Genomic DNA, 18,499 nt, shown 5'->3' with positions numbered 1-18,499 from the left:
GGCTATTTGCCGGGGGTGGTGAAGGGGGCGAGGGTGACGCCGGCGGACTGGAGGGCGTCGCGGACCGCGCGGGCGATGTGCACCGCGCCCGGGGTGTCGCCGTGCACGCAGAGGGACTGGGCGCGCATCGGGAGTACCTCGCCGTTGACGGCGGTGACCGTGCCGTCCCGGACCAGCTCCACACAGCGGGCGGCGATCGTCTCGGCGTCGTGCAGGACCGAGTCGGGCTCGGTGCGCGGCACCAGGTGACCCTCCGGCGTGTAGGCCCGGTCCGCGAAGGCCTCGGTCACCGTGGGCAGCCCGGCCGCTTCCGCGGCGGCGAGCAGCGCCGAACCGGGCAGGCCGAGCACCGGCAGCCCGCCGGCGAACCGCCGGACGCCGGCCACCACGCCTTCGGCCTGTGCGACGTCGGTGACCGCCGTGTTGTACAGCGCGCCGTGCGGTTTCACGTAGGCCACTCGGCTGCCGGCCGCGCGGGCGAACGCGTCCAGCGCGCCGATCTGGTAGGTGACGTCGTCGGCCAGCTGCCCGGCCGGCAGCTCGATCCGCCGCCTGCCGAAACCGGCCAGGTCCCGATAGGACACCTGCGCGCCGATGGCCACCCCGTTCGCCGCGGCCCGCGCGCAGGTGTTCCGCATGATCGACGGGTCGCCGGCGTGGAAGCCGCAGGCCACGTTCGCGCTGGTGACGACGTCGAGCAGGGCGTCGTCGTCGCCGAGGGTCCAGACCCCGAAGCCCTCGCCAAGATCACTGTTGAGATCGGTCGTCAAAGAATTTCCGACCACATTCCCAGATATCAAGACCCTCCTTACGGATGTTTCTGGCGTCACTCCGCCGGGTTAGGTTCAGCCAGCTCTAGCAACAATCAGGAGGCTATCCATGAGTTTGCGTACTCGCGCGGGCCAGGGGGGCGTGGCCACCGGTATCGCGGCGATCCTGTTCGCGTCGCTGTCGGTACCGACGGCCGCCGCCGCGCCAGGTCCAGGTGCCGGAGGAGTGGGCGATCCCTACTACCCCGGGGCCGGCAACGGCGGCTACGACGTCGCCCACTACGACATCCGGCTGACCTACCAGCCCGCCACGGACCTGCTGTCCGGCAGCACCACCATCCTCGCCACCGCCACCCAGGACCTGTCCAGCTTCAACCTCGACTTCGGGCTGAAGGTCAAGTCGGTACGGGTGAACAACGCGGTCGCCAAGTTCGCCAACGATCCGAAGGACCCGAGCGAGCTGGTGGTCACCCCGGCCAAGCCGTTGGCCAAGGGCAAGCCGATCACGGTGGTGGTGAGCTACGCGGACACGCCGTCCCAGGTGAAGATCGACGGCGTCACGGCGTGGAAGAAGACCCCGGACGGCGCGCTCGCGGTGGACGAGCCGCAGAGCGCGGAGTGGTGGTACCCGTCCAGCGACCACCCGACCGACAAGGCGAACTTCGACGTCTCGGTGGAGGTGCCGGACAACGTCTCGGCGCTGTCCAACGGCACGCTGACCGGCAAGACCAAGCAGCGCGCCGGCTGGACCCGGTGGAACTGGCGCAGCACCCAGCCGCAGGCCACCTACCTGGCGTCGCTGGAGATCGGCGCCTTCGAGGTGCTGGAGTCGACCACGCCCAGCGGCCAGCAGTTCATCACCGCCTACGACCCGGCGCTCGGTGCGGCGCTGCCGTCGGCCAAGGTCAGCATCGAGCGGTCCCCGGAGGTGGTGGAGTTCCTGGAGACGCAGTTCGGGCCCTACCCCTTCGACGCACAGGGCGGGGTCGCGTCGAACGGGATCGGTTTCGCGCTGGAGAACCAGACCCGGCCGGTGTACGGCAACGGCTTCTGGCGCCGGGGTGCGAACACCTCGGTGGTCGCGCACGAGCTGGCGCACCAGTGGTTCGGCGACTCGGTCTCGCTCGGCAGGTGGAGCGACATCTGGCTGAACGAGGGCTTCGCCAGCTACGCGGAGTACCTCTGGTCCGAGCAGGAAGGTGAGGGCACCGTCGACGAACTGGCCGAGTACACCTACAACCTGTACCCGGCGGACAGCGACTTCTGGCAGGTGCTGCCCGGCGACCCCGGTGCGGAGAACCAGTTCGACGGCGCGGTCTACGACCGTGGTGCGCTGGCCGTGCACGCGTTGCGCAAGGCGGTCGGCGACGAGGCGTTCTTCCAGCTCCTCAAGACCTGGCAGGCGCAGAAGAAGGGCGGGCACGCCAGGATCAGCGAGTTCATCGCGCTCGCGGAGAAGATCTCCGGCAAGCCGTTGCACGAGCTGTTCCAGACCTGGTTGTTCCAGAAGGGCCGTCCGGCGACCAGCCCGAACGGCGCCTCCGCCGAGGTTTCCGCCGGTTCGGTGGCCCGTAGCGCCGGTGGCGCGCTGGTCCAGCCGAAGTCGTTCCCGGAGATCCAGTTCACGCACCAGCAGCTCGCCGCCCACGGGTAGTGAGCTGGGACAACGCTGAGTAGCCGGAGTCGCCGGCTCTCCGCCCAGCGCGGAAAGCCGGCGGCTTCGGTTCTATGCTCGGCTCGTGACGGCGAAGAGCGAGCGGCGGCGGCGGATCGGCGCCCGCTTCGTGTTCGGGATCGCCATCGCGATCACGGTGCTGTGCGTCTCGCTGCTGTTCGCGGCCATGAGCAACGACCGCGCGATCACCGGTCAGCGCGGCACCGCGGACGCGCAGGTCGACTCGGTGAGCTTCGACCGCACGATCATCCGCTTCGAGACCCCGGACGGCATCGTGCACAGCCCGGCGAACGGGGTGCTCTACCCGGACGGCCTGGTCGCGGGCGACCTGGTCCGCATCGAGTACGACGCCGGCGACCCGGAGCTGGCGCGCGTCGCCGGCCGGTCGGCGAGCCTGACCCTGATGCCGCTGGGCAGCACGGTGCTGGTCACCTGGCTGGTGGCGGCGCCGGCGTTGTGGTGGCTGCGGCGCCGTGTCTCCGGCCCCAGCGAACCCACCGAACCCACTGAACCGTCCGAGCAGGAGCCGCAGCCGGCCTAACCGGTCTGCCGCTGATCCTGCTGGTACTGCTGCGAGTTCGGCACCTGCCGCGACGCCTGCGCCCGCAACTGTTCCGCCTCGGCCTTGGTGACCCGGTTGGTCGCGCCGCAGAAGGTGCACTGCGTGAAGTACTTCGAGTTGACCGGGAACAGCGGCACGAAGAACAGGGTGAACTTCGTGACCGCACGGCGCAGCGCGTGCGCGGCCGGGTTTCCGCAGGCAGCGCACAAGAAGGTGGCCATGGCCAGCTGCAGGACCTTCTGCCGGAAACCAAAAATGATCATGTTCGCGCCGCTCTCCTCGAGTCCGTGGTGCTGGGACGTGGTGGAGTGCGTTTCGGCTCCGCGCGGCGGGTGCCCGTCAGCCGATGGTCGCGGTCTCCTGCCACCAGGACAGTACCTCTTCGGCCACGCTCGGCGCCGCGACCAGCAGCCCGTCCGCGGGCAGCGCGGAGCCCGCCCCGCGGCGGTCCAGCACCACGGCCCCGGCCTCGATCGCCATCGCGACCGAACCGGCCACGTCCCACTCGTGGTAGCTGTGCAGCACCGCAGCTATCGCGTGGCCGAGCGCGACCTGTGCGATGGAGAGCGCGGCCGAACCCAGCACCCGGACCCCGGCGTGCGCGGCGGCGGCCCGCTCGATGAACTCGCCCATGCCCGGCCACGGCCCGCTGCGCGCCAGCTCGGTGCAGACGAGGGCGCCCGCCGTGCTGCCGCGGTCCACCAGCCGCACCGGCGTGCCGTTGGCCCTGGCGCCACGGCCACGGGCGGCGGCGTAGATCTGCGCGCGGTACGGGTCCGCCACCACGCCGACCACCGGCCCGGACGCGTCGATCAGCGCCAGGCTGTACGCGCACCACGGCACCCCGGCGACGTAGTTCGCGGTGCCGTCCACCGGGTCCACCACCCAGCGGTACTCCGCGACGTCCGCGCCGAGGTCGGCGCCGAACTCCTCGCCGACCACCGGGATGCCGGGGAACTCCGCGGTCAGCACCCGGCGCGTGTGCCGTTCCAGGATGCGGTCGGTGTCGGTGACCCAGTCGAACGGCGAGTCCAGCGAACCGGGCCGGGCGCCACGGCCGGCGGTCGCGGTGATCACGTCGGTGGCGTCGTTGGCCAGCCGCCCGGCGACCTCGAGCGCCCTGGACAGCAGACCCGGTTCGACCGGCTGGGAGGGGCGTGAGGACAAGAGGGTCACGCCTCCTTAGCCTGCGCGCTCCCGGTGTCCGGCACGCGACGCTGAGGTGACATGTCATCTATCGCGAGACCAAGTTCTGGGCCCCGGCTACGGCCGGAAATCCGGCAGGTTCGTGAGACAGAGTGTTTCGGCAGCGTTGGCCGGGTGGTCACGCGACCTTCTCCAGGCGAGCCGGGCCGGGTGCGACAGTGAGTTCCGTGCGAGTCGCCATCGTCACCGAAAGTTTCCTGCCCCAGGTGAACGGCGTGACCAACTCCGTGTTGCGAGTGGTCGAGCACCTGCGCGAAAGGGCGCACGAGGTGCTCGTCATCGCACCGGGAGCCGGTCCGTCGGACTACCGCGGTGCCCCCGTCGTCCGTATCCCGGCCGTTGAGCTCCCGGTGGTGAACTCACTGCCGATCGGGGTACCGACCAGAACCGTGCTGACCGCGATGGCCGCCTTCGGCCCGGACGTGGTGCACCTCGCCTCGCCTTTCGTGGTCGGCGCCCGCGGGCTGGCCGCGGCCCGGCGGCTACGGGTGCCGTCGGTCGCGGTCTACCAGACCGACATCGCCGGTTTCGCCACTGCCTACGGTCTCGGCCTCGGTGCGCGGGCGGCCTGGCGCTGGGTGCGCCGGCTGCACTGCAAAGCGGATCGGACCTTGGCTCCCTCCTCGGAGTCGGTACGCGAGCTCCAGCTGCACGGGGTGCCGCGGGTGCATCGCTGGGGCCGCGGGGTGGACATCGAACGTTTCTCGCCGTCACACGCCGACCCGGAGCTGCGCGCCCGGCTGGCCCCGAACGGCGAGCTGCTGGTGGGCTTCGTCGGCAGGCTGGCTCCGGAGAAGGAGGTCGACCGGCTGGTCGCACTCGCCGGGGTGGACGGTGTGCGGCTGGTGGTGGTCGGCGACGGCCCCGAGCTGGAGGGCTTGCGGGAACGGATCCCGCACGCCGCCTTCCTCGGCGCCCGCTACGGCACGGAGCTCTCCGCGGCCTACGCCAGCCTCGACGTGTTCGTGCACACCGGCCCGCACGAGACGTTCTGCCAGGCGGTGCAGGAGGCGATGGCCTCCGGCTTGCCGGTGCTCGCCCCCGACGCCGGCGGACCGAAGGACCTGGTGCTGCCCGGCCGCACCGGGTACCTGCTGCCCACCGGACGGGCCGCGTTCGCCGCCGAGCTGGTCGCCAGGATCGAGGACCTGCGCGATGACGCGCTACGGGCCAGACTCGGCCAGAAGGCGCGCAAGGTGGTGACCGGCCGGACCTGGCCGGCGGTGTGCGAGGAACTGCTCGGGCACTACGAGGCCGTGACCGGCCGAGCCGCCCGCGCCGCCTGAGCACGCGGTCGCCGTGCACATCGTCCAGCTGGCCAACTTCTACGGGCCCCGTTCCGGCGGTCTGCGCACCGCTTTGCACCACCTCGGCGCCGGCTATGTGGCCAGCGGCCACCGGGTGACGCTGGTGGTGCCGGGCCGCCGGTACGCGGACGAGCGCCTGCCCACCGGGGTGCACCGGTTCTCGCTGCCCGCGCCGCAGATCCCGGGCACCGGTGGCTACCGCGCGGTGGACCCGCACCGGGTGCGCGGCCTGCTGAGCGGCCTTCGCCCGGACCGGCTGGAGGTCTCCGACCGGCTCACCCTGCGCGGGATGGGGACCTGGGCGCGGCGCAACGGGGTGCCCAGCGTGGTGATCTCGCACGAGCGGCTCGACCGGCTGCTGGAGCAGTTCCTGCTGCCGCGGCCGGTGGCGAGGCGGGTCGCCGATGCCGCGAACCGCCGGATGGCAGGCAGCTACGACACGGTGGTGTGCACGACCTACTTCGCCCGCGCGGAGTTCGACCGGCTCCGGGTGCCGAACGTGCAGCGGGTGCCGCTGGGGGTGGACCTTGCCGCCTTCGACCCGGCCCGCCGCGACTACGGCTGGCGGTACTCGCTGGCCGGTGATGCGGACGCCTTGATAGTCCACTGTGGACGCCTTTCGCCGGAGAAACACGTGGAGCGCAGCGTGGACACCGTGGCCGAGCTGACCGATCTCGGCGCGCGGGTGCGGCTGGTGGTCGCCGGGGACGGGCCGCGCCGCCGCGCGCTGGAACGCCGGGCACGCGGCCTCCCGGTCACCTTTCTCGGGTTCCTGTCCGACCGGCGCGAGGTGGCCAGGCTGCTGGCCAGCGCGGACGTCTCGCTCGCGCCCGGCCCGCACGAGACCTTCGGCCTCGCCGCGCTGGAGGCGCTGGCCAGCGGGACCCCGGTCGTGGTGTCCGCCTCCTCCGCGCTGCGGGAGATCGTGCGGCCGGGCTGCGGGGCGGCCGTGGACGATCACGCGCCGGCCTTCGCCTCGGCGGTGACCGGCCTGCTGGAGAGCCCGGAGGACGGCCGGCGCGCGGCGGCGAGGGCCAGGGCGGAGGAGTTCGCCTGGCCGGTGTCGGTGCGCGGCATGCTGGCCGCGCTGGGTGGGGAGCGGTGACGCCTGATTCCTGCATGTCCCCGACCCTACGCCGAAATCGAACGCCTGTTCGAACACGATCGAGTGGTTCCCGCGTCCGCCACATCGCGCGAATCGGAGAGTCCTAAGTGGACAAGGTGAATCGCTTTCAGGGCAAGGGAAACGTCTGCCACCTGGCCGAACGGCGCCGTTGTGGCAGGCTCGCGAAGTCCGGCGGGACCTTCGGAACCCGGACACCTGCGCACGGTCGGCGGACGGCCGGGCTAGGCTCGGTTCATGTCCCGAGCGAGTCTGGACAAGGATCCACACGAAGTCGCCGCCATGTTCGACGGCGTCGCGCCCGGCTACGACCGGGCGAACTCCTTCATGACCTTCGGGTTCGATCGGCGATGGCGGGTCACCACGGCGAAGGTGCTGGACGCCCGTCGCGGTGAGAAGGTGCTCGACCTCGCCGCCGGCACCGCGGTGTCCACCACCGAGTACGCGCGCAACGGCGCCTGGTGCCTTGCCGCGGACTTCTCCCTCGGCATGCTGCGCGCCGGGTTGCACCGCAAGGTGCCGATGGTCGCCGCGGACGCGCTGCACCTGCCCTTCGCCGACGAGAGCTTCGACGCCGCGACCATCTCGCTCGGCATCCGCAACTTCGTGGACACCAAGGCCGCGCTGGTGGAGATCGCCAGGGTGGTGCGGCCCGGCGGCAGGCTGGTGATCTGCGAGGTGTCCACCCCGACCTTCCCGCCGATCCGGTTCGTCTACCGCAGGTTCATCCTGCGCACCATGGCCTGGATCGGCCGCCGCGCTTCGAGCAACCCCGAGGCGTACGGCTACCTGGCCGAATCGATGCTCACCTGGCCCGCCCAGCGCGAGCTGGCCGAGATTATCGCCGCGGCGGGCTGGGGCGAGGTGGAGTGGCTCAACCTCACCTTCGGCGTGGTGGCCATCCACCGGGCGACGAAGCCGGCGGAGCAGGCCGCACCCGTAGACTGAGCACCATGAGCAGCTCCAGCCGGCGCGGTCCGGACCAGGATGCCGAGGTCATCGTCGTCGGGGCCGGACCGGCGGGTTCGACCGTGGCCACCTACCTCGCGCGCGGTGGGGTCGACGTGCTGCTGCTGGAGAAGACGGCCTTCCCGCGGGAGAAGGTCTGCGGTGACGGGCTCACTCCGCGCGGGGTGAAGCAGCTGATCGACCTCGGCATCGACACCAGCCAGGAGGCGGGCTGGGTGCACAGCCGCGGGCTGCGCATCCTCACCGGCGAGCTGACCCTGGAGCTGGACTGGCCGAACCTGTCCAGCTATCCGCCGTACGGGGTTTCCCGTACCCGCCACGACTTCGACGATCTGCTGGCCAAGACCGCGCAGAAGGCGGGCGTCCGGCTCTACGAGCGCACCACGGTCACCGGCGCGATCACCGACGAGCGGACCGGCCGGGTGATCGGGGTCGAGGCCAAGGCCGGGCCGGACCGGACGCCGGTGAGCTACCGGGCGCCGTTGGTGCTGGCCTGCGACGGGGTGTCCGCGCGGCTCGCGCTGAGCGTCGGCATCGACAAGCACGAGAAGCGCCCGATGGGCGTGGCGGTCCGCCGGTACTACAAGAGTCCCCGGCACGAGGACCCGTTCATCGAGGGCCACCTCGAGCTGTGGGACCGGAGCGACCCGCGCAATCCCAAGCTGCTGCCCGGTTACGGCTGGGCGTTCCCGCTCGGCGACGGCACGGTGAACGTCGGGCTCGGCATGCTGTCCACGTCGAAAGCCTTCCGCAGCACCGACTACCGCGCCCTGCTGCGCCAGTGGTTGGACGGCACCCCGGAGGAATGGGGCTACCGCGAGGAGAACGCGGTGGGCAAGGTCGGCGGGGCCGGGCTGCCGATGGGTTTCAACCGCACGCCGCACTACCGCGACGGGCTGCTGCTGCTCGGCGACGCCGGCGGCATGGTGAGCCCGTTCAACGGGGAGGGCATTTCCGCGGCGATGGAGTCCGCGCAGCTGGCCGCGGAATGCGTGCAGCAGGCGCTGGCCCGCCGGGAGGGGCCGTCCAGGGAGCGCGCGTTGCAGGCGTACCCGCTCGCGCTCAAGGAGCAGATGGGCGGCTACTACCGGCTCGGCAACGTGTTCGCGAAGCTGATCGGCAAGCCGGCGATCATGCGGGCCGCGACCAAGTACGGGCTGCGCATCAACAGCCTGCTTCCGTTGGTCTACAAGGGATTGTCCGGTTGCTACGACGCGCGTGGCGGGGACGGCGTCGACCGGCTGATCGCGGCCGCGGCCAGGGTCACCCCGTCCCCGCGCTGACGTGGGTTAGCTCACAGGCTGGGCCAAACGTGTCCGGTCCGGATCGCCGATCATGACAGCTTTCGCGCTGGTCTCCGGCTTGTGCACGGTAAAGGCTGTCTTATGTCCGCCGGCCGAGTTAGGCAACCCTTAGAACGCCTTATACCACGGGGTGTGGCGACAACGTTGTGAGTCGCGTCCTACACTGACCCCATGCTTTGTGAACCGCTTCACAACGTCGACGAGGAGCTTGTGAACTATTTCACAAGCTCGCCCGTCGGTGGGAGCGGCTGAGCACAGCCAGTAAGGGTGCCCTAACCCTCGGACGTGTGACTTGAGTCCCTTAGGGTGCCGCCGAGGTAGTTACAACGGATCACTTCGTTCAGGCAGCGGCGCGGAAAGGACGGCGAAACCCGTGCTGATGTTGGAAGCCACCACGCAGCAGGTGGCACAGGGAACCCCGAACCCGGGGCTCGGCATGTATCTACCGCTCGTTCTGCTCTTCGTACTGGCCGCCGCTTTCGCGGTCGGGTCCGTGCTGCTCGGCCCACTGGTGGGCCCGAGCCGGTACAACAAGGCGAAGCTCTCGGCGTACGAGTGCGGTATCGAGCCGTCGCCGCAGCCGGTGGTGGGCGCGGGCCGGATGCCGGTCGCGTACTACATCACCGCGATGCTGTTCATCCTGTTCGACATCGAGATGGTCTTCCTCTACCCGTTCGCGGTCTCGGCGGACGCACTGGGCATGTTCGGCCTGGTGGAGATCGTGCTGTTCATCGCGACGGTCGGTTTCGCGTACGCCTACGTGTGGCGGCGCGGCGGCCTTGACTGGAACTGAAGATGAGGAATACGGGAGTGTCCATGCCCAGCGGAACCCCGCGCCGCGCGCCGCAGAAGACACAGGACTAGGGGCGTAAAGATGGGTCTCGAAGAGAAACTGCCCAACGGAATCCTGCTGGCCAGCCTGGAAGGGCTGGTCAACTGGGCGCGGAAGAACTCGCTCTGGCCCGCCACCTTCGGCCTGGCCTGCTGCGCGATCGAGATGATGACCACCGGTGGCTCTCGCTACGACATCGCCCGCTTCGGCATGGAGCGCTTCAGCGCCACCCCGCGCCAGGCGGACCTGATGATCGTGGCCGGTCGCGTCACCCAGAAGATGGCCCCGGTGCTGCGGCAGATCTACGACCAGATGGCCGAGCCGCGCTGGGTGCTGGCGATGGGGGTCTGCGCATCCTCCGGCGGCATGTTCAACAACTACGCCGTGGTGCAGGGCGTCGACCACATCGTGCCGGTGGACATGTACCTGCCCGGCTGCCCGCCGCGGCCCGAGATGCTGCTGGACGCGATCCTCAAGCTGCACGCCAAGATCCAGGACGAGCCGATCAACGCGCGCCGCGCGGCGATCAGGGCCGCCAGCGGCGAGCGCACCGAGCTGATCGCCTCGTCCATCAAGTACGCGAAGAAGTGAGCGGCATGGCTGACGAGAAACCAGAGCCCGGCGGCGAGCAGTCCAGCGCCGAACGCGCCGAAGGCGGCCTGGAGCCCACCGGCGTCCGGCCCGCGTCGCCGGCCGAACCGGTGGTCGCCGGCAAGGAGCGCAAGGGCATGTTCGGTGTCTCCGGCACCGGCGACACCTCGGGCTACGGCGGCCTCCGGCTGCCGGCCTACACCGCGCCCCCGGCGGAACGGCCCTACGGCGGCTGGTTCGACGAGTTCGCGGACGAGTTCTTCGCGGCGCTGTCGGACAACGGCATCCCGGTGGAGACCGTGCTGCAGGTGACCGTGGACCGCGACGAGATCACCTTCTACATCGCCCGCGAGCGCCTGCTCGAGGTCTGCCGCACGCTGCGCGATGACGCCGGGCTCCGGTTCGAGCTGTGCAGCTCGGTGTCCGGTGTGGACTACGGCGTGGACGTGCCGCAGCGGCTGCACTCGGTGTACCACCTGACGTCGATGACCTACCGGCGGCGGATCCGGCTCGAGGTCACGATGGACGTCGAGGACCCGCACGTGCCGTCCATCGTGGAGGTCTACCCGACCGCCGACTGGCAGGAGCGGGAGGCCTACGACATGTTCGGCATCGTCTACGACGGCCACCCGGCGCTGACCAGGATCCTGATGCCGGACGACTGGGACGGCTTCCCCCAGCGCAAGGACTACCCGCTCGGCGGGATCCCGGTGGAGTACAAGGGCGCGGAGATTCCGCCGCCGGATCAGCGGAGGTCCTACTCATGACCACTAGCGACCGGATCGCCGACGCGAGCACCGGCACCGACACCACGGCCGAAGGCGCCAGGAGTGCCGACACCGCCGACACTTACGCCGACGCCAGGGAAACCACCGAAGGCCGCATCTTCAACGTCAGCGGCGGCGACTGGGACGACGTGCTCAGCGACGGTGACCACGACGACCGCATGGTCATCAACATGGGCCCGCAGCACCCGTCCACGCACGGCGTGCTCCGGCTGGTGCTGGAGATGGAGGGCGAGACCGTCACCCAGCTCCGCTCGGTGATCGGCTACCTGCACACCGGGATCGAGAAGAACTGCGAGTACCGGACCTGGACCCAGGGCGTCACCTTCGTGACCCGGATGGACTACCTGGCCCCGCTGTTCAACGAGATGACTTACTGCCTCGCGGTGGAGAAGCTGCTCGGGATCAAGGTGCCGCCGCGCGCGGAGCTGATCCGCGTGCTGCTGATGGAGATCAACCGGATCGGTTCGCACCTGGTCTACATCGCCACCGGCGGGATGGAGCTCGGCGCCACCACCGCGATGACGCTCGGTTTCCGGGAGCGCGAGGAGGTCCTGCACCTGCTCGAGCACCTGACCGGGCTGCGGATGAACCACGCGTTCATCCGCCCCGGCGGGCTGGCCCAGGACCTGCCGGACGACGCTGTCGAGAAGATCAGCGAGTTCGTCAAGGTGATGGACAAGCGACTTCCGTTGTACGACAAGCTTTTCACCGGCCAGCCGATCTGGCGCAACCGGCTGAAGAACGTCGGTTACCTGCCGGTGGACGCGTGCCTCGCGCTCGGCGTCACCGGCCCGGTGCTGCGTTCGGCCGGGCTGCCGTGGGACCTGCGCAAGGTCGAGCCGTACTCCCGCTACGACGAGTTCGAGTTCGACGTGCCGACCTCCACCGACGCGGACTGCTGGGCGCGGTACCTGATCCGGGTCGAGGAGATGCACCAGAGCCTGCGGATCATCCGGCAGGCGGTGAAGATGCTCGGTGAGCCGGGCCCGGTGATGGTCGAGGACAAGAAGGTCGCCTGGCCGGCGCAGCTGTCGGTGTCCAGCGACGGCATGGGCAACTCGCTCGAGCACGTCCGCAAGATCATGGGCCAGTCGATGGAGTCCCTGATCCACCACTTCAAGCTGGTCACCGAGGGCTTCAAGGTGCCGGCGGGCCAGGTGTACACCCCGATCGAGTCGCCGCGCGGCGAGCTCGGCGCGCACCTGGTCTCCGACGGCGGCACCAGGCCGATGCGGGTGCACTTCCGGGAGCCCAGTTTCGTGAACCTGCAGTCGATGCCCGCGATGGCGGAGGGCGGCCTGGTGGCCGACGTGATCGCGGCGATCGCGTCGATCGACCCGGTGATGGGGGGAGTGGACCGATGAGTTCTCCGGACGGAATGTCCCAGGTGCCGGAGCCGGGACCGCGCCCGAGCGCGCAGACGCACGTTTCGGCCGGTGGTGACACCGACGTGATCGGGATCGCCCCGGCTGGTGCCGCGGCCCTGCTGGAAGACGTCGTGCCGGCGGACCCGTTCGGCGACGACATCGTTGCCAAGGCGCGGAACCTGATCGTCCGGTACCCGCAGTCGAGGTCCGCGCTGCTGCCGATGCTGCACCTGGTGCAGTCCGTGCAGGGCTACGTCAGCCAGGAGGGGATCGCCTTCTGCGCCAGGCAGCTCGAGCTGTCCGACGCCGAGGTCAGCGCGGTCGCCACCTTCTACACGATGTACAAGCGGCGGCCGTGCGGGGAGCACCTGGTCAGCGTCTGCACCAACACGCTGTGCGCGGCGCTGGGCGGGGACGCGATCTACCAGAAGCTGCAGCAGCACCTCGGTGAGGACGGCAAGCCGCTGGGGCACGAGGAGACCGCCGGCACCCCCGGCGAGCCCGGCTCGGTCACCATCGAGCACGCCGAGTGCCTGGCGGCCTGCGACCTCGGCCCGGTGCTCCAGGTCAACTACGAGTACTACGACAACCAGACGCCGGAGAAGGCGGTCGAGCTGGTGGACGCGCTTCGCCGCGGCGAGCGCCCGGCGCCGACCCGCGGTGCCCCGCTGACCGACTTCAAGGGCGCCGAACTGCAGCTGGCCGGGTTCTTCCCGGAGGACGAGCAGACCTACCGCGCGGAGGTCGACGGGCCGTCGCAGGCGGTGGAAACCCTGCGGGGCGCGCAGATCGCGCAGGACCGCGGCTGGACCGCCCCGGTGCTCGGGGACGTGCCGTTGCCGACGCTGTCCGCAGAGGGGGAGAAGAAGTGACCACCGACCCGATCACGCCGGTCCTCACCAAGCGCTGGCTGTCGCCGAACTCCTGGCGGCTGGCCACCTACGAGCAGCTCGAGGGCTACACCGCGCTGCGCAAGGCGCTGCGCGGCACGCCGGAGCAGCTCGTCCAGCTGATCAAGGATTCCGGCCTGCGCGGTCGTGGCGGCGCCGGCTTCCCGGCCGGGGTGAAGTGGTCCTTCATGCCGCAGAACGAGGACAAGCCGCACTACCTGGTGATCAACGCGGACGAGGGCGAACCGGGTACCTGCAAGGACATCCCGCTGATGATGGCGGACCCGCACTCGCTGATCGAGGGCTGCGTGATCGCCGCCTACGCGATGCGCTCGCACCACTGCTTCATCTACGTGCGGGGCGAGGCGCTGCACTGCATCAGGCGGCTGAACGCGGCGGTGCGCGAGGCGTACCAGGCCGGTTACCTCGGCGAGGACATCGTCGGTTCCGGGTTCGACCTGGACATCACCGTGCACGCCGGCGCCGGGGCCTACATCTGCGGTGAAGAGACCGCGCTGCTCGATTCGCTGGAGGGCCGCCGCGGCCAGCCGCGGCTCAAGCCGCCGTTCCCGGCCGCGGCCGGGCTGTACGCCGCGCCGACCACGGTGAACAACGTGGAGACCATCGCCAGCGCGCCCTTCATCGTCAACGGCGGGGCCGACTGGTTCCGCAAGATGGGCCGCGAGAAGTCGCCGGGCCCGAAGATCTACTCGATCTCCGGGCACGTGGAGAAGCCGGGGCAGTACGAATGCCCGCTCGGCACCACGCTGCGCGAGCTGCTGGAGATGGCCGGTGGCATGAAGGACGGCATCCCGCTGAAGTTCTGGACTCCCGGCGGTTCTTCCACGCCGATGTTCACCGCCGAACACCTGGACACCCCGCTGGACTTCGAGGGCGCCGCCGAGGCCGGTTCGATGCTCGGCACCACCGCGGTGATGGTGTTCAACGAGACCGTCTCCGTGCCGTGGGCGGTGATGAAGTGGACCCAGTTCTACGAGCACGAGTCCTGCGGCAAGTGCACCCCGTGCCGCGAAGGCACCTACTGGCTGGCCAAGGTGCTGGAGCGGATGGTCGAGGGCAAGGGCACCGAAGAGGACATCGACACCCTGCTCGACGTCTGCGACAACATCCTCGGCCGCTCGTTCTGCGCGCTCGGTGACGGCGCGGTCTCGCCGATCACCAGCGGCATCAAGTACTTCCGGGACGAGTTCCTGGCGCTGTGCGAGAAGAACAAGAACAAGCCCGAGCTGGTGGGAGCGCAGGCATGACGATCGCACCCAGTGAAAACACCGAGGCCACCGCGGAGACCCCGGTCCCCGAAGGCCACGTCAAGCTGGTCATCGACGGCGAAGAGGTCATCGCACCGAAGGGCGAGCTGCTGATCCGCACCGCGGAGCGGCTCGGCACGGTGATCCCGCGGTTCTGCGACCACCCGCTGCTCGACCCGGCCGGCGCCTGCCGCCAGTGCCTGGTCGAGGTCGAGATGGGCGGCAGGCCGATGCCGAAGCCGCAGGCATCCTGCACCATGACGGTGGCCGACGGGATGGTGGTCAAGACCCAGCTCACCTCGCCGGTGGCGGACAAGGCGCAGCAGGGCGTGATGGAGCTGCTGCTGATCAACCATCCGCTGGACTGCCCGATCTGCGACAAGGGCGGCGAGTGCCCGCTGCAGAACCAGGCGTTGGCGCACGGCCGGGCGGACTCCCGCTTCGTGGACGAGAAGCGCACCTTCCCGAAGCCGCTGCCGATCTCGTCGCAGGTGTTGCTGGACCGCGAGCGCTGCGTGCTCTGCCAGCGCTGCACCCGGTTCTCCGCGCAGATCGCCGGCGACCCGTTCATCGAGCTGCTCGAACGCGGGGCGCACCAGCAGATCGGCACGGCCGAGACCGCGGACGTGCTGGACATGGCCTCCCGTACCACTTCGGGCCAGCCGTTCCAGAGCTACTTCTCCGGCAACACCATCCAGATCTGCCCGGTCGGCGCGCTGACCAGTGCCGCGTACCGGTTCCGCTCGCGGCCGTTCGACCTGGTCTCCTCGCCGAGCGTGTGCGAGCACTGCTCCTCGGGCTGCGCCGAGCGCACCGACTTCCGGCGCGGCAAGGTCACCCGCAAGCTGGCCGGGGACGACCCGGCGGTGAACGAGGAGTGGATCTGCGACAAGGGCCGGTTCGCCTTCCGGTACGCGCAGGCCGCGGACCGGCTGCGCCGTCCGCAGGTGCGCAACCCGGAGACCGGTGAGCTGGAGGAGACCTCCTGGACGCAGGCGCTGCGGGTGGCCGCGGACGGGCTGGCCAAGGCCCGCGACGGCCGCGGCGCGGCGGTGCTGCCGGGCGGCAGGCTGACCGTGGAGGACGCATACGCGTACTCGAAGTTCGCCCGTCTGGCCTTGCGCACCAACGACATCGACTTCCGGGCCAGGGCGCATTCGGCCGAGGAGCTGGACTTCCTGGCCTCGCGGGTGGTGGGCGGCACGCCCGATACCGCCGTCACCTTCGCCGCGATCGAGGCCGCGCCCGCGGTGCTGTGCGTGGCCTTCGAGCCGGAGGAGGAGGCACCGATCGTCTTCCTCCGGCTGCGCAAGGCGGCACGGGACAGGAAGGCCAAGGTCGTCCACTTGGGACAGTGGACGACCCCGTCGGTGCGCAAGACCTTCGGCGAGCTGCTGGCCTGCGTGCCCGGCGGTGAAGCGGCCGCGGTGGACGGTATCGAGCAGCACGCCAAGGACCTGGACGAGTCGCTTTCCGCGGCCGGCGCGCTGGTGCTGGTCGGGGAGCGGGCGGCCGAGGTGCCCGGCCTGTTCTCCGCGCTGCACCGGCTGTCCGAGCGCACCGGCGCCAGGCTCGCCTGGATTCCGCGCCGTGCCGGCGAGCGCGGCGCGCTCGAGGCCGGTGCGGTGCCGACGCTGCTGCCCGGCGGCCGCCCGGTCGCCGACGCCTCCGCCCGCGCCGAGGTCGAAGCCGTCTGGGGCGCTTCGCTGCCCACCGAGCCGGGGCGTGACGCGGCCGGCATCGTGGCCGCCGCGGCGGCCGGTTCGCTGGACGGGCTGCTCGTCGGCGGGGTGGACCCGAACGACCTGCCGGACCCGGCGGCCGCGCTGGAAGCCCTGCGGCGGACCGGTTTCGTGGTCAGCCTGGAACTGCGGTCGAGCGCGGTCACCGAGCTCGCCGACGTGGTGCTGCCGATCGCGCCCGCGGTGGAGCGCTCCGGCAGCTACCTGAACTGGGAGGGCCGGCGCCGCGAGTTCGGCGTCACCCTGGAAGGCACCGGCGCGCTGCCGGACTGCCGGGTGCTGGACACCCTGGCCGTGGAGATGGACACCGACCTGTTCACCCAGTCCCCGCAGGCCGCGGCGGGCGAGCTGGCCAGGCTGTTGAACGCGGGTACCGGGCGGTCCCCGTTCAACGCGGCGAAGGTGGCCACCGCCGCCAGCCCCGGCGAGGGGCAGGCGGTGCTGGCCACCTGGCGGCAGCTGCTGGACGACGGGTCGCTGCAGGACGAGGAGCCGCACCTGGCCGGCACCGCGCGGCCCGCGGTGGCCAGGCTGTCCGAGAAGACGGCCAACGGGCACCGCTCGGTGACGGTGTCCACCGAACGCGGCGCGATCACGCTGCCGGTCGAGGTCACCGACCTGCCGGACGGGGTGGTCTGGCTGCCGGGGAACTCCGCCGGGTCGAACATCCGCGTGGCACTGGGCGCGGGACACGGTTCGCTCGTGTCGCTTACCGGAGGTGAGCAGTGAGTCCTTTATTGGCTCAAGCGCCTGAGGAGCTGACGCGCGCGCAGCTGCTCGCGGACGACCCGTGGTGGCTGATCCTGATCAAGGCCGTGGTGATCCTGCTGATCGGCCCGATCCTGACGATCTTCCTGATCGTCTGGGAGCGCAAGGCCGTCGGCCGGATGCAGAACCGGCCCGGCCCGAACCGGGTCGGCCCCGGTGGCTACCTGCAGTCCATCGCGGACGCGATCAAGCTGCCGTTCAAGGAGCAGATCATCCCGGACACCGCGGACCGGAAGGTGTACTTCCTGGCCCCGGTGCTCTCCGCGGTGCCGGCGCTGGTCGGGCTCTCCGCGATCCCGTTCGGTCCCGAGGTCTCCATCTTCGGCGAGCGGACCGTGCTGCAGCTGGTGGACCTGCCGGTGGGCGTGCTGGTCGTGCTGGCCTGCTCCTCGATCGGGGTGTACGGGATCGTGCTGGCTGGCTGGTCTTCCGGCTCGCCGTACCCGCTGCTCGGCGGGCTCCGCTCGGCGGCGCAGGTGATCTCCTACGAGATCGCGATGGGCCTGTCCATCGTGGGTGTGATCCTCTACGCGCGGTCCATGTCCACCGGGGACATCGTGCTGTCGCAGCAGAGCGGCTGGTACTTCTACCTGCTGCTGCCGAGTTTCGTGATCTACCTGATCTCCATGGTCGGCGAGACCAACCGGGCGCCGTTCGACCTGCCAGAGGCCGAGTCCGAGCTGGTCGGCGGGTTCCACACCGAGTACAGCTCGATGAAGTTCGCGATGTTCTTCCTCGCCGAGTACGTCAACATGGTGATCGTTTCGGCGTTCGCGACCACCCTGTTCCTCGGCGGCTGGCTGTTCCCGTTCGTCGGCGAGGACAGCGCGCTGAACAGCGGCTGGTGGCCGGTGATCTGGTTCTTCCTGAAGATGTTCCTGCTGCTGTTCGGGTTCATCTGGCTGCGCGGCACGCTGCCGCGGTACCGCTACGACCAGTTCATGCGGCTGGGCTGGAAGATCCTGGTCCCGTTGAACCTGGTCTGGATCGTGGTCATCGCCGCGATCAGGGCGGTGCGCAACAGCGGTGGCCTGAACACCACGCAGATCCTGATCGGCGGGGCGATCGTGGTGGTCATCGCGATCGCGGTGGCGATGCTGGTGCCGGAGAAACGGCTGCCCGAGGACGACACGGTGGAGGTCACCGGCGGCGGCTACCCGGTTCCTCCGCTGGATCTCCGGGTGCCGTCGGTGCCGGACCGCAAGAAGGCCCGCCGCAAGGTACGGGCGCGCGCTTCGCAGCACTCCGAGCCGGCTGCGGTCGGTGGAGGGAAAGCAGAGGCCGGGGATGAATGATGTGGTGAGCCCCCAACGTAAAGCGACCACTCGCGACCGTTT

The 18,499-nt window shown here is 70.3% G+C and carries 17 protein-coding genes; 14 read left to right on the top strand and 3 right to left on the bottom strand.

Annotated elements, in window-relative coordinates; all coding sequences use genetic code 11:
- Positions 1-2: 2 nt before the first annotated feature.
- Complete coding sequence (locus AMYNI_RS0113585) at positions 3-770, bottom strand: LamB/YcsF family protein (protein WP_020668565.1); 768 nt, start codon at positions 768-770, stop codon at positions 3-5.
- A gap of 109 nt (positions 771-879) precedes the next feature.
- Between AMYNI_RS0113585 and AMYNI_RS0113580 the strand changes: the two genes are divergently transcribed.
- On the top strand, positions 880-2,424 hold the full coding sequence (locus tag AMYNI_RS0113580) for a M1 family metallopeptidase (RefSeq protein ID WP_026360420.1): 1,545 nt from the start codon (positions 880-882) through the stop codon (positions 2,422-2,424).
- 85 nt (positions 2,425-2,509) lie between these two features.
- On the top strand, positions 2,510-2,986 hold the full coding sequence (locus tag AMYNI_RS0113575) for a DUF3592 domain-containing protein (protein ID WP_020668563.1): 477 nt from the start codon (positions 2,510-2,512) through the stop codon (positions 2,984-2,986).
- Here AMYNI_RS0113575 and AMYNI_RS0113570 read toward each other — a convergent pair.
- Together AMYNI_RS0113570 and AMYNI_RS0113565 are read right to left on the bottom strand one after the other, a co-directional pair.
- A complete protein-coding gene (locus AMYNI_RS0113570) occupies positions 2,983-3,270 on the bottom strand; it encodes a zinc-ribbon domain-containing protein (protein ID WP_020668562.1) in 288 nt (95 codons plus the stop codon). The genes AMYNI_RS0113575 and AMYNI_RS0113570 overlap by 4 nt on opposite strands.
- 76 nt (positions 3,271-3,346) lie before the next feature.
- A complete protein-coding gene (locus AMYNI_RS0113565; RefSeq protein ID WP_020668561.1) occupies positions 3,347-4,183 on the bottom strand; it encodes an inositol monophosphatase family protein in 837 nt (278 codons plus the stop codon).
- A gap of 188 nt (positions 4,184-4,371) precedes the next feature.
- Here AMYNI_RS0113565 and AMYNI_RS0113560 point away from each other — a divergent pair, with 188 nt between their 5' ends.
- The 12 genes from AMYNI_RS0113560 to nuoH all read left to right on the top strand — a co-directional run bounded on the left by AMYNI_RS0113560 (position 4,372) and on the right by nuoH (position 18,457).
- Positions 4,372-5,499, top strand: coding sequence for a glycosyltransferase family 4 protein (locus AMYNI_RS0113560; RefSeq protein ID WP_020668560.1), 1,128 nt, complete (start codon positions 4,372-4,374; stop codon positions 5,497-5,499).
- Positions 5,500-5,512: 13 nt separating this feature from the next.
- Positions 5,513-6,625, top strand: a complete 1,113-nt coding sequence (locus AMYNI_RS0113555; RefSeq protein ID WP_020668559.1) for a glycosyltransferase — start codon at positions 5,513-5,515, stop codon at positions 6,623-6,625.
- Positions 6,626-6,880: 255 nt separating this feature from the next.
- Positions 6,881-7,591 carry a demethylmenaquinone methyltransferase gene (locus AMYNI_RS0113550; RefSeq protein WP_026360418.1) on the top strand — a complete coding sequence of 237 codons (711 nt, stop codon included), beginning with the start codon at positions 6,881-6,883 and terminating at the stop codon, positions 7,589-7,591.
- Between the two features lie 5 nt (positions 7,592-7,596).
- Positions 7,597-8,895, top strand: coding sequence for a geranylgeranyl reductase family protein (locus AMYNI_RS0113545; RefSeq protein WP_020668557.1), 1,299 nt, complete (start codon positions 7,597-7,599; stop codon positions 8,893-8,895).
- Between the two features lie 400 nt (positions 8,896-9,295).
- Entirely contained in the window at positions 9,296-9,709 is a 414-nt protein-coding gene (locus AMYNI_RS0113540; protein ID WP_051116497.1) for an NADH-quinone oxidoreductase subunit A, read from the top strand.
- A gap of 81 nt (positions 9,710-9,790) precedes the next feature.
- Positions 9,791-10,339 (top strand): NuoB/complex I 20 kDa subunit family protein, encoded by a 549-nt coding sequence (locus AMYNI_RS0113535; RefSeq protein ID WP_020668555.1) that lies wholly within the window; start codon positions 9,791-9,793, stop codon positions 10,337-10,339.
- 5 nt (positions 10,340-10,344) lie between these two features.
- Positions 10,345-11,106: an NADH-quinone oxidoreductase subunit C gene (locus tag AMYNI_RS0113530; RefSeq protein WP_026360416.1), complete on the top strand. Its 762-nt coding sequence runs from the start codon at positions 10,345-10,347 to the stop codon at positions 11,104-11,106.
- On the top strand, positions 11,103-12,491 hold the full coding sequence (locus tag AMYNI_RS0113525; protein ID WP_020668553.1) for an NADH-quinone oxidoreductase subunit D: 1,389 nt from the start codon (positions 11,103-11,105) through the stop codon (positions 12,489-12,491). Before AMYNI_RS0113530 ends, AMYNI_RS0113525 begins: the two co-directional genes overlap by 4 nt.
- Positions 12,488-13,366 carry an NADH-quinone oxidoreductase subunit NuoE gene (gene nuoE / locus AMYNI_RS0113520; RefSeq protein ID WP_026360415.1) on the top strand — a complete coding sequence of 293 codons (879 nt, stop codon included), beginning with the start codon at positions 12,488-12,490 and terminating at the stop codon, positions 13,364-13,366. Before AMYNI_RS0113525 ends, nuoE begins: the two co-directional genes overlap by 4 nt.
- A complete protein-coding gene (gene nuoF, locus AMYNI_RS0113515) occupies positions 13,363-14,652 on the top strand; it encodes an NADH-quinone oxidoreductase subunit NuoF (RefSeq protein ID WP_020668551.1) in 1,290 nt (429 codons plus the stop codon). Before nuoE ends, nuoF begins: the two co-directional genes overlap by 4 nt.
- Positions 14,649-17,123, top strand: coding sequence for an NADH-quinone oxidoreductase subunit G (locus tag AMYNI_RS0113510; protein WP_020668550.1), 2,475 nt, complete (start codon positions 14,649-14,651; stop codon positions 17,121-17,123). Before nuoF ends, AMYNI_RS0113510 begins: the two co-directional genes overlap by 4 nt.
- A complete protein-coding gene (gene nuoH / locus AMYNI_RS0113505) occupies positions 17,120-18,457 on the top strand; it encodes an NADH-quinone oxidoreductase subunit NuoH (RefSeq protein WP_026360414.1) in 1,338 nt (445 codons plus the stop codon). Before AMYNI_RS0113510 ends, nuoH begins: the two co-directional genes overlap by 4 nt.
- The last annotated feature ends 42 nt before the right edge of the window (positions 18,458-18,499 follow it).

Source organism: Amycolatopsis nigrescens CSC17Ta-90 (assembly GCF_000384315.1).
In the GTDB taxonomy this organism is placed as follows: Bacteria; Actinomycetota; Actinomycetes; order Mycobacteriales; family Pseudonocardiaceae; genus Amycolatopsis; species Amycolatopsis nigrescens.
The sequence above is the reverse complement of the archived record's forward strand: the minus strand, read 5'-3'. Positions and strand labels throughout refer to the sequence as shown.

What these genes read in the sequence shown, in the direction of transcription:
- AMYNI_RS0113580 (WP_026360420.1), top strand. Translation starts at nt 880, where the DNA reads ATGAGTTTGCGTACTCGCGCGGGCCAGGGGGGCGTGGCCACCGGTATC.
- AMYNI_RS0113570 (WP_020668562.1), bottom strand. Translation starts at nt 3,270, where the DNA reads ATGATCATTTTTGGTTTCCGGCAGAAGGTCCTGCAGCTGGCCATGGCC.
- AMYNI_RS0113550 (WP_026360418.1), top strand. Translation starts at nt 6,881, where the DNA reads ATGTCCCGAGCGAGTCTGGACAAGGATCCACACGAAGTCGCCGCCATG.
- AMYNI_RS0113545 (WP_020668557.1), top strand. Translation starts at nt 7,597, where the DNA reads ATGAGCAGCTCCAGCCGGCGCGGTCCGGACCAGGATGCCGAGGTCATC.
- AMYNI_RS0113540 (WP_051116497.1), top strand. Translation starts at nt 9,296, where the DNA reads ATGTTGGAAGCCACCACGCAGCAGGTGGCACAGGGAACCCCGAACCCG.
- AMYNI_RS0113535 (WP_020668555.1), top strand. Translation starts at nt 9,791, where the DNA reads ATGGGTCTCGAAGAGAAACTGCCCAACGGAATCCTGCTGGCCAGCCTG.
- AMYNI_RS0113530 (WP_026360416.1), top strand. Translation starts at nt 10,345, where the DNA reads ATGGCTGACGAGAAACCAGAGCCCGGCGGCGAGCAGTCCAGCGCCGAA.
- AMYNI_RS0113525 (WP_020668553.1), top strand. Translation starts at nt 11,103, where the DNA reads ATGACCACTAGCGACCGGATCGCCGACGCGAGCACCGGCACCGACACC.
- nuoE (WP_026360415.1), top strand. Translation starts at nt 12,488, where the DNA reads ATGAGTTCTCCGGACGGAATGTCCCAGGTGCCGGAGCCGGGACCGCGC.
- AMYNI_RS0113510 (WP_020668550.1), top strand. Translation starts at nt 14,649, where the DNA reads ATGACGATCGCACCCAGTGAAAACACCGAGGCCACCGCGGAGACCCCG.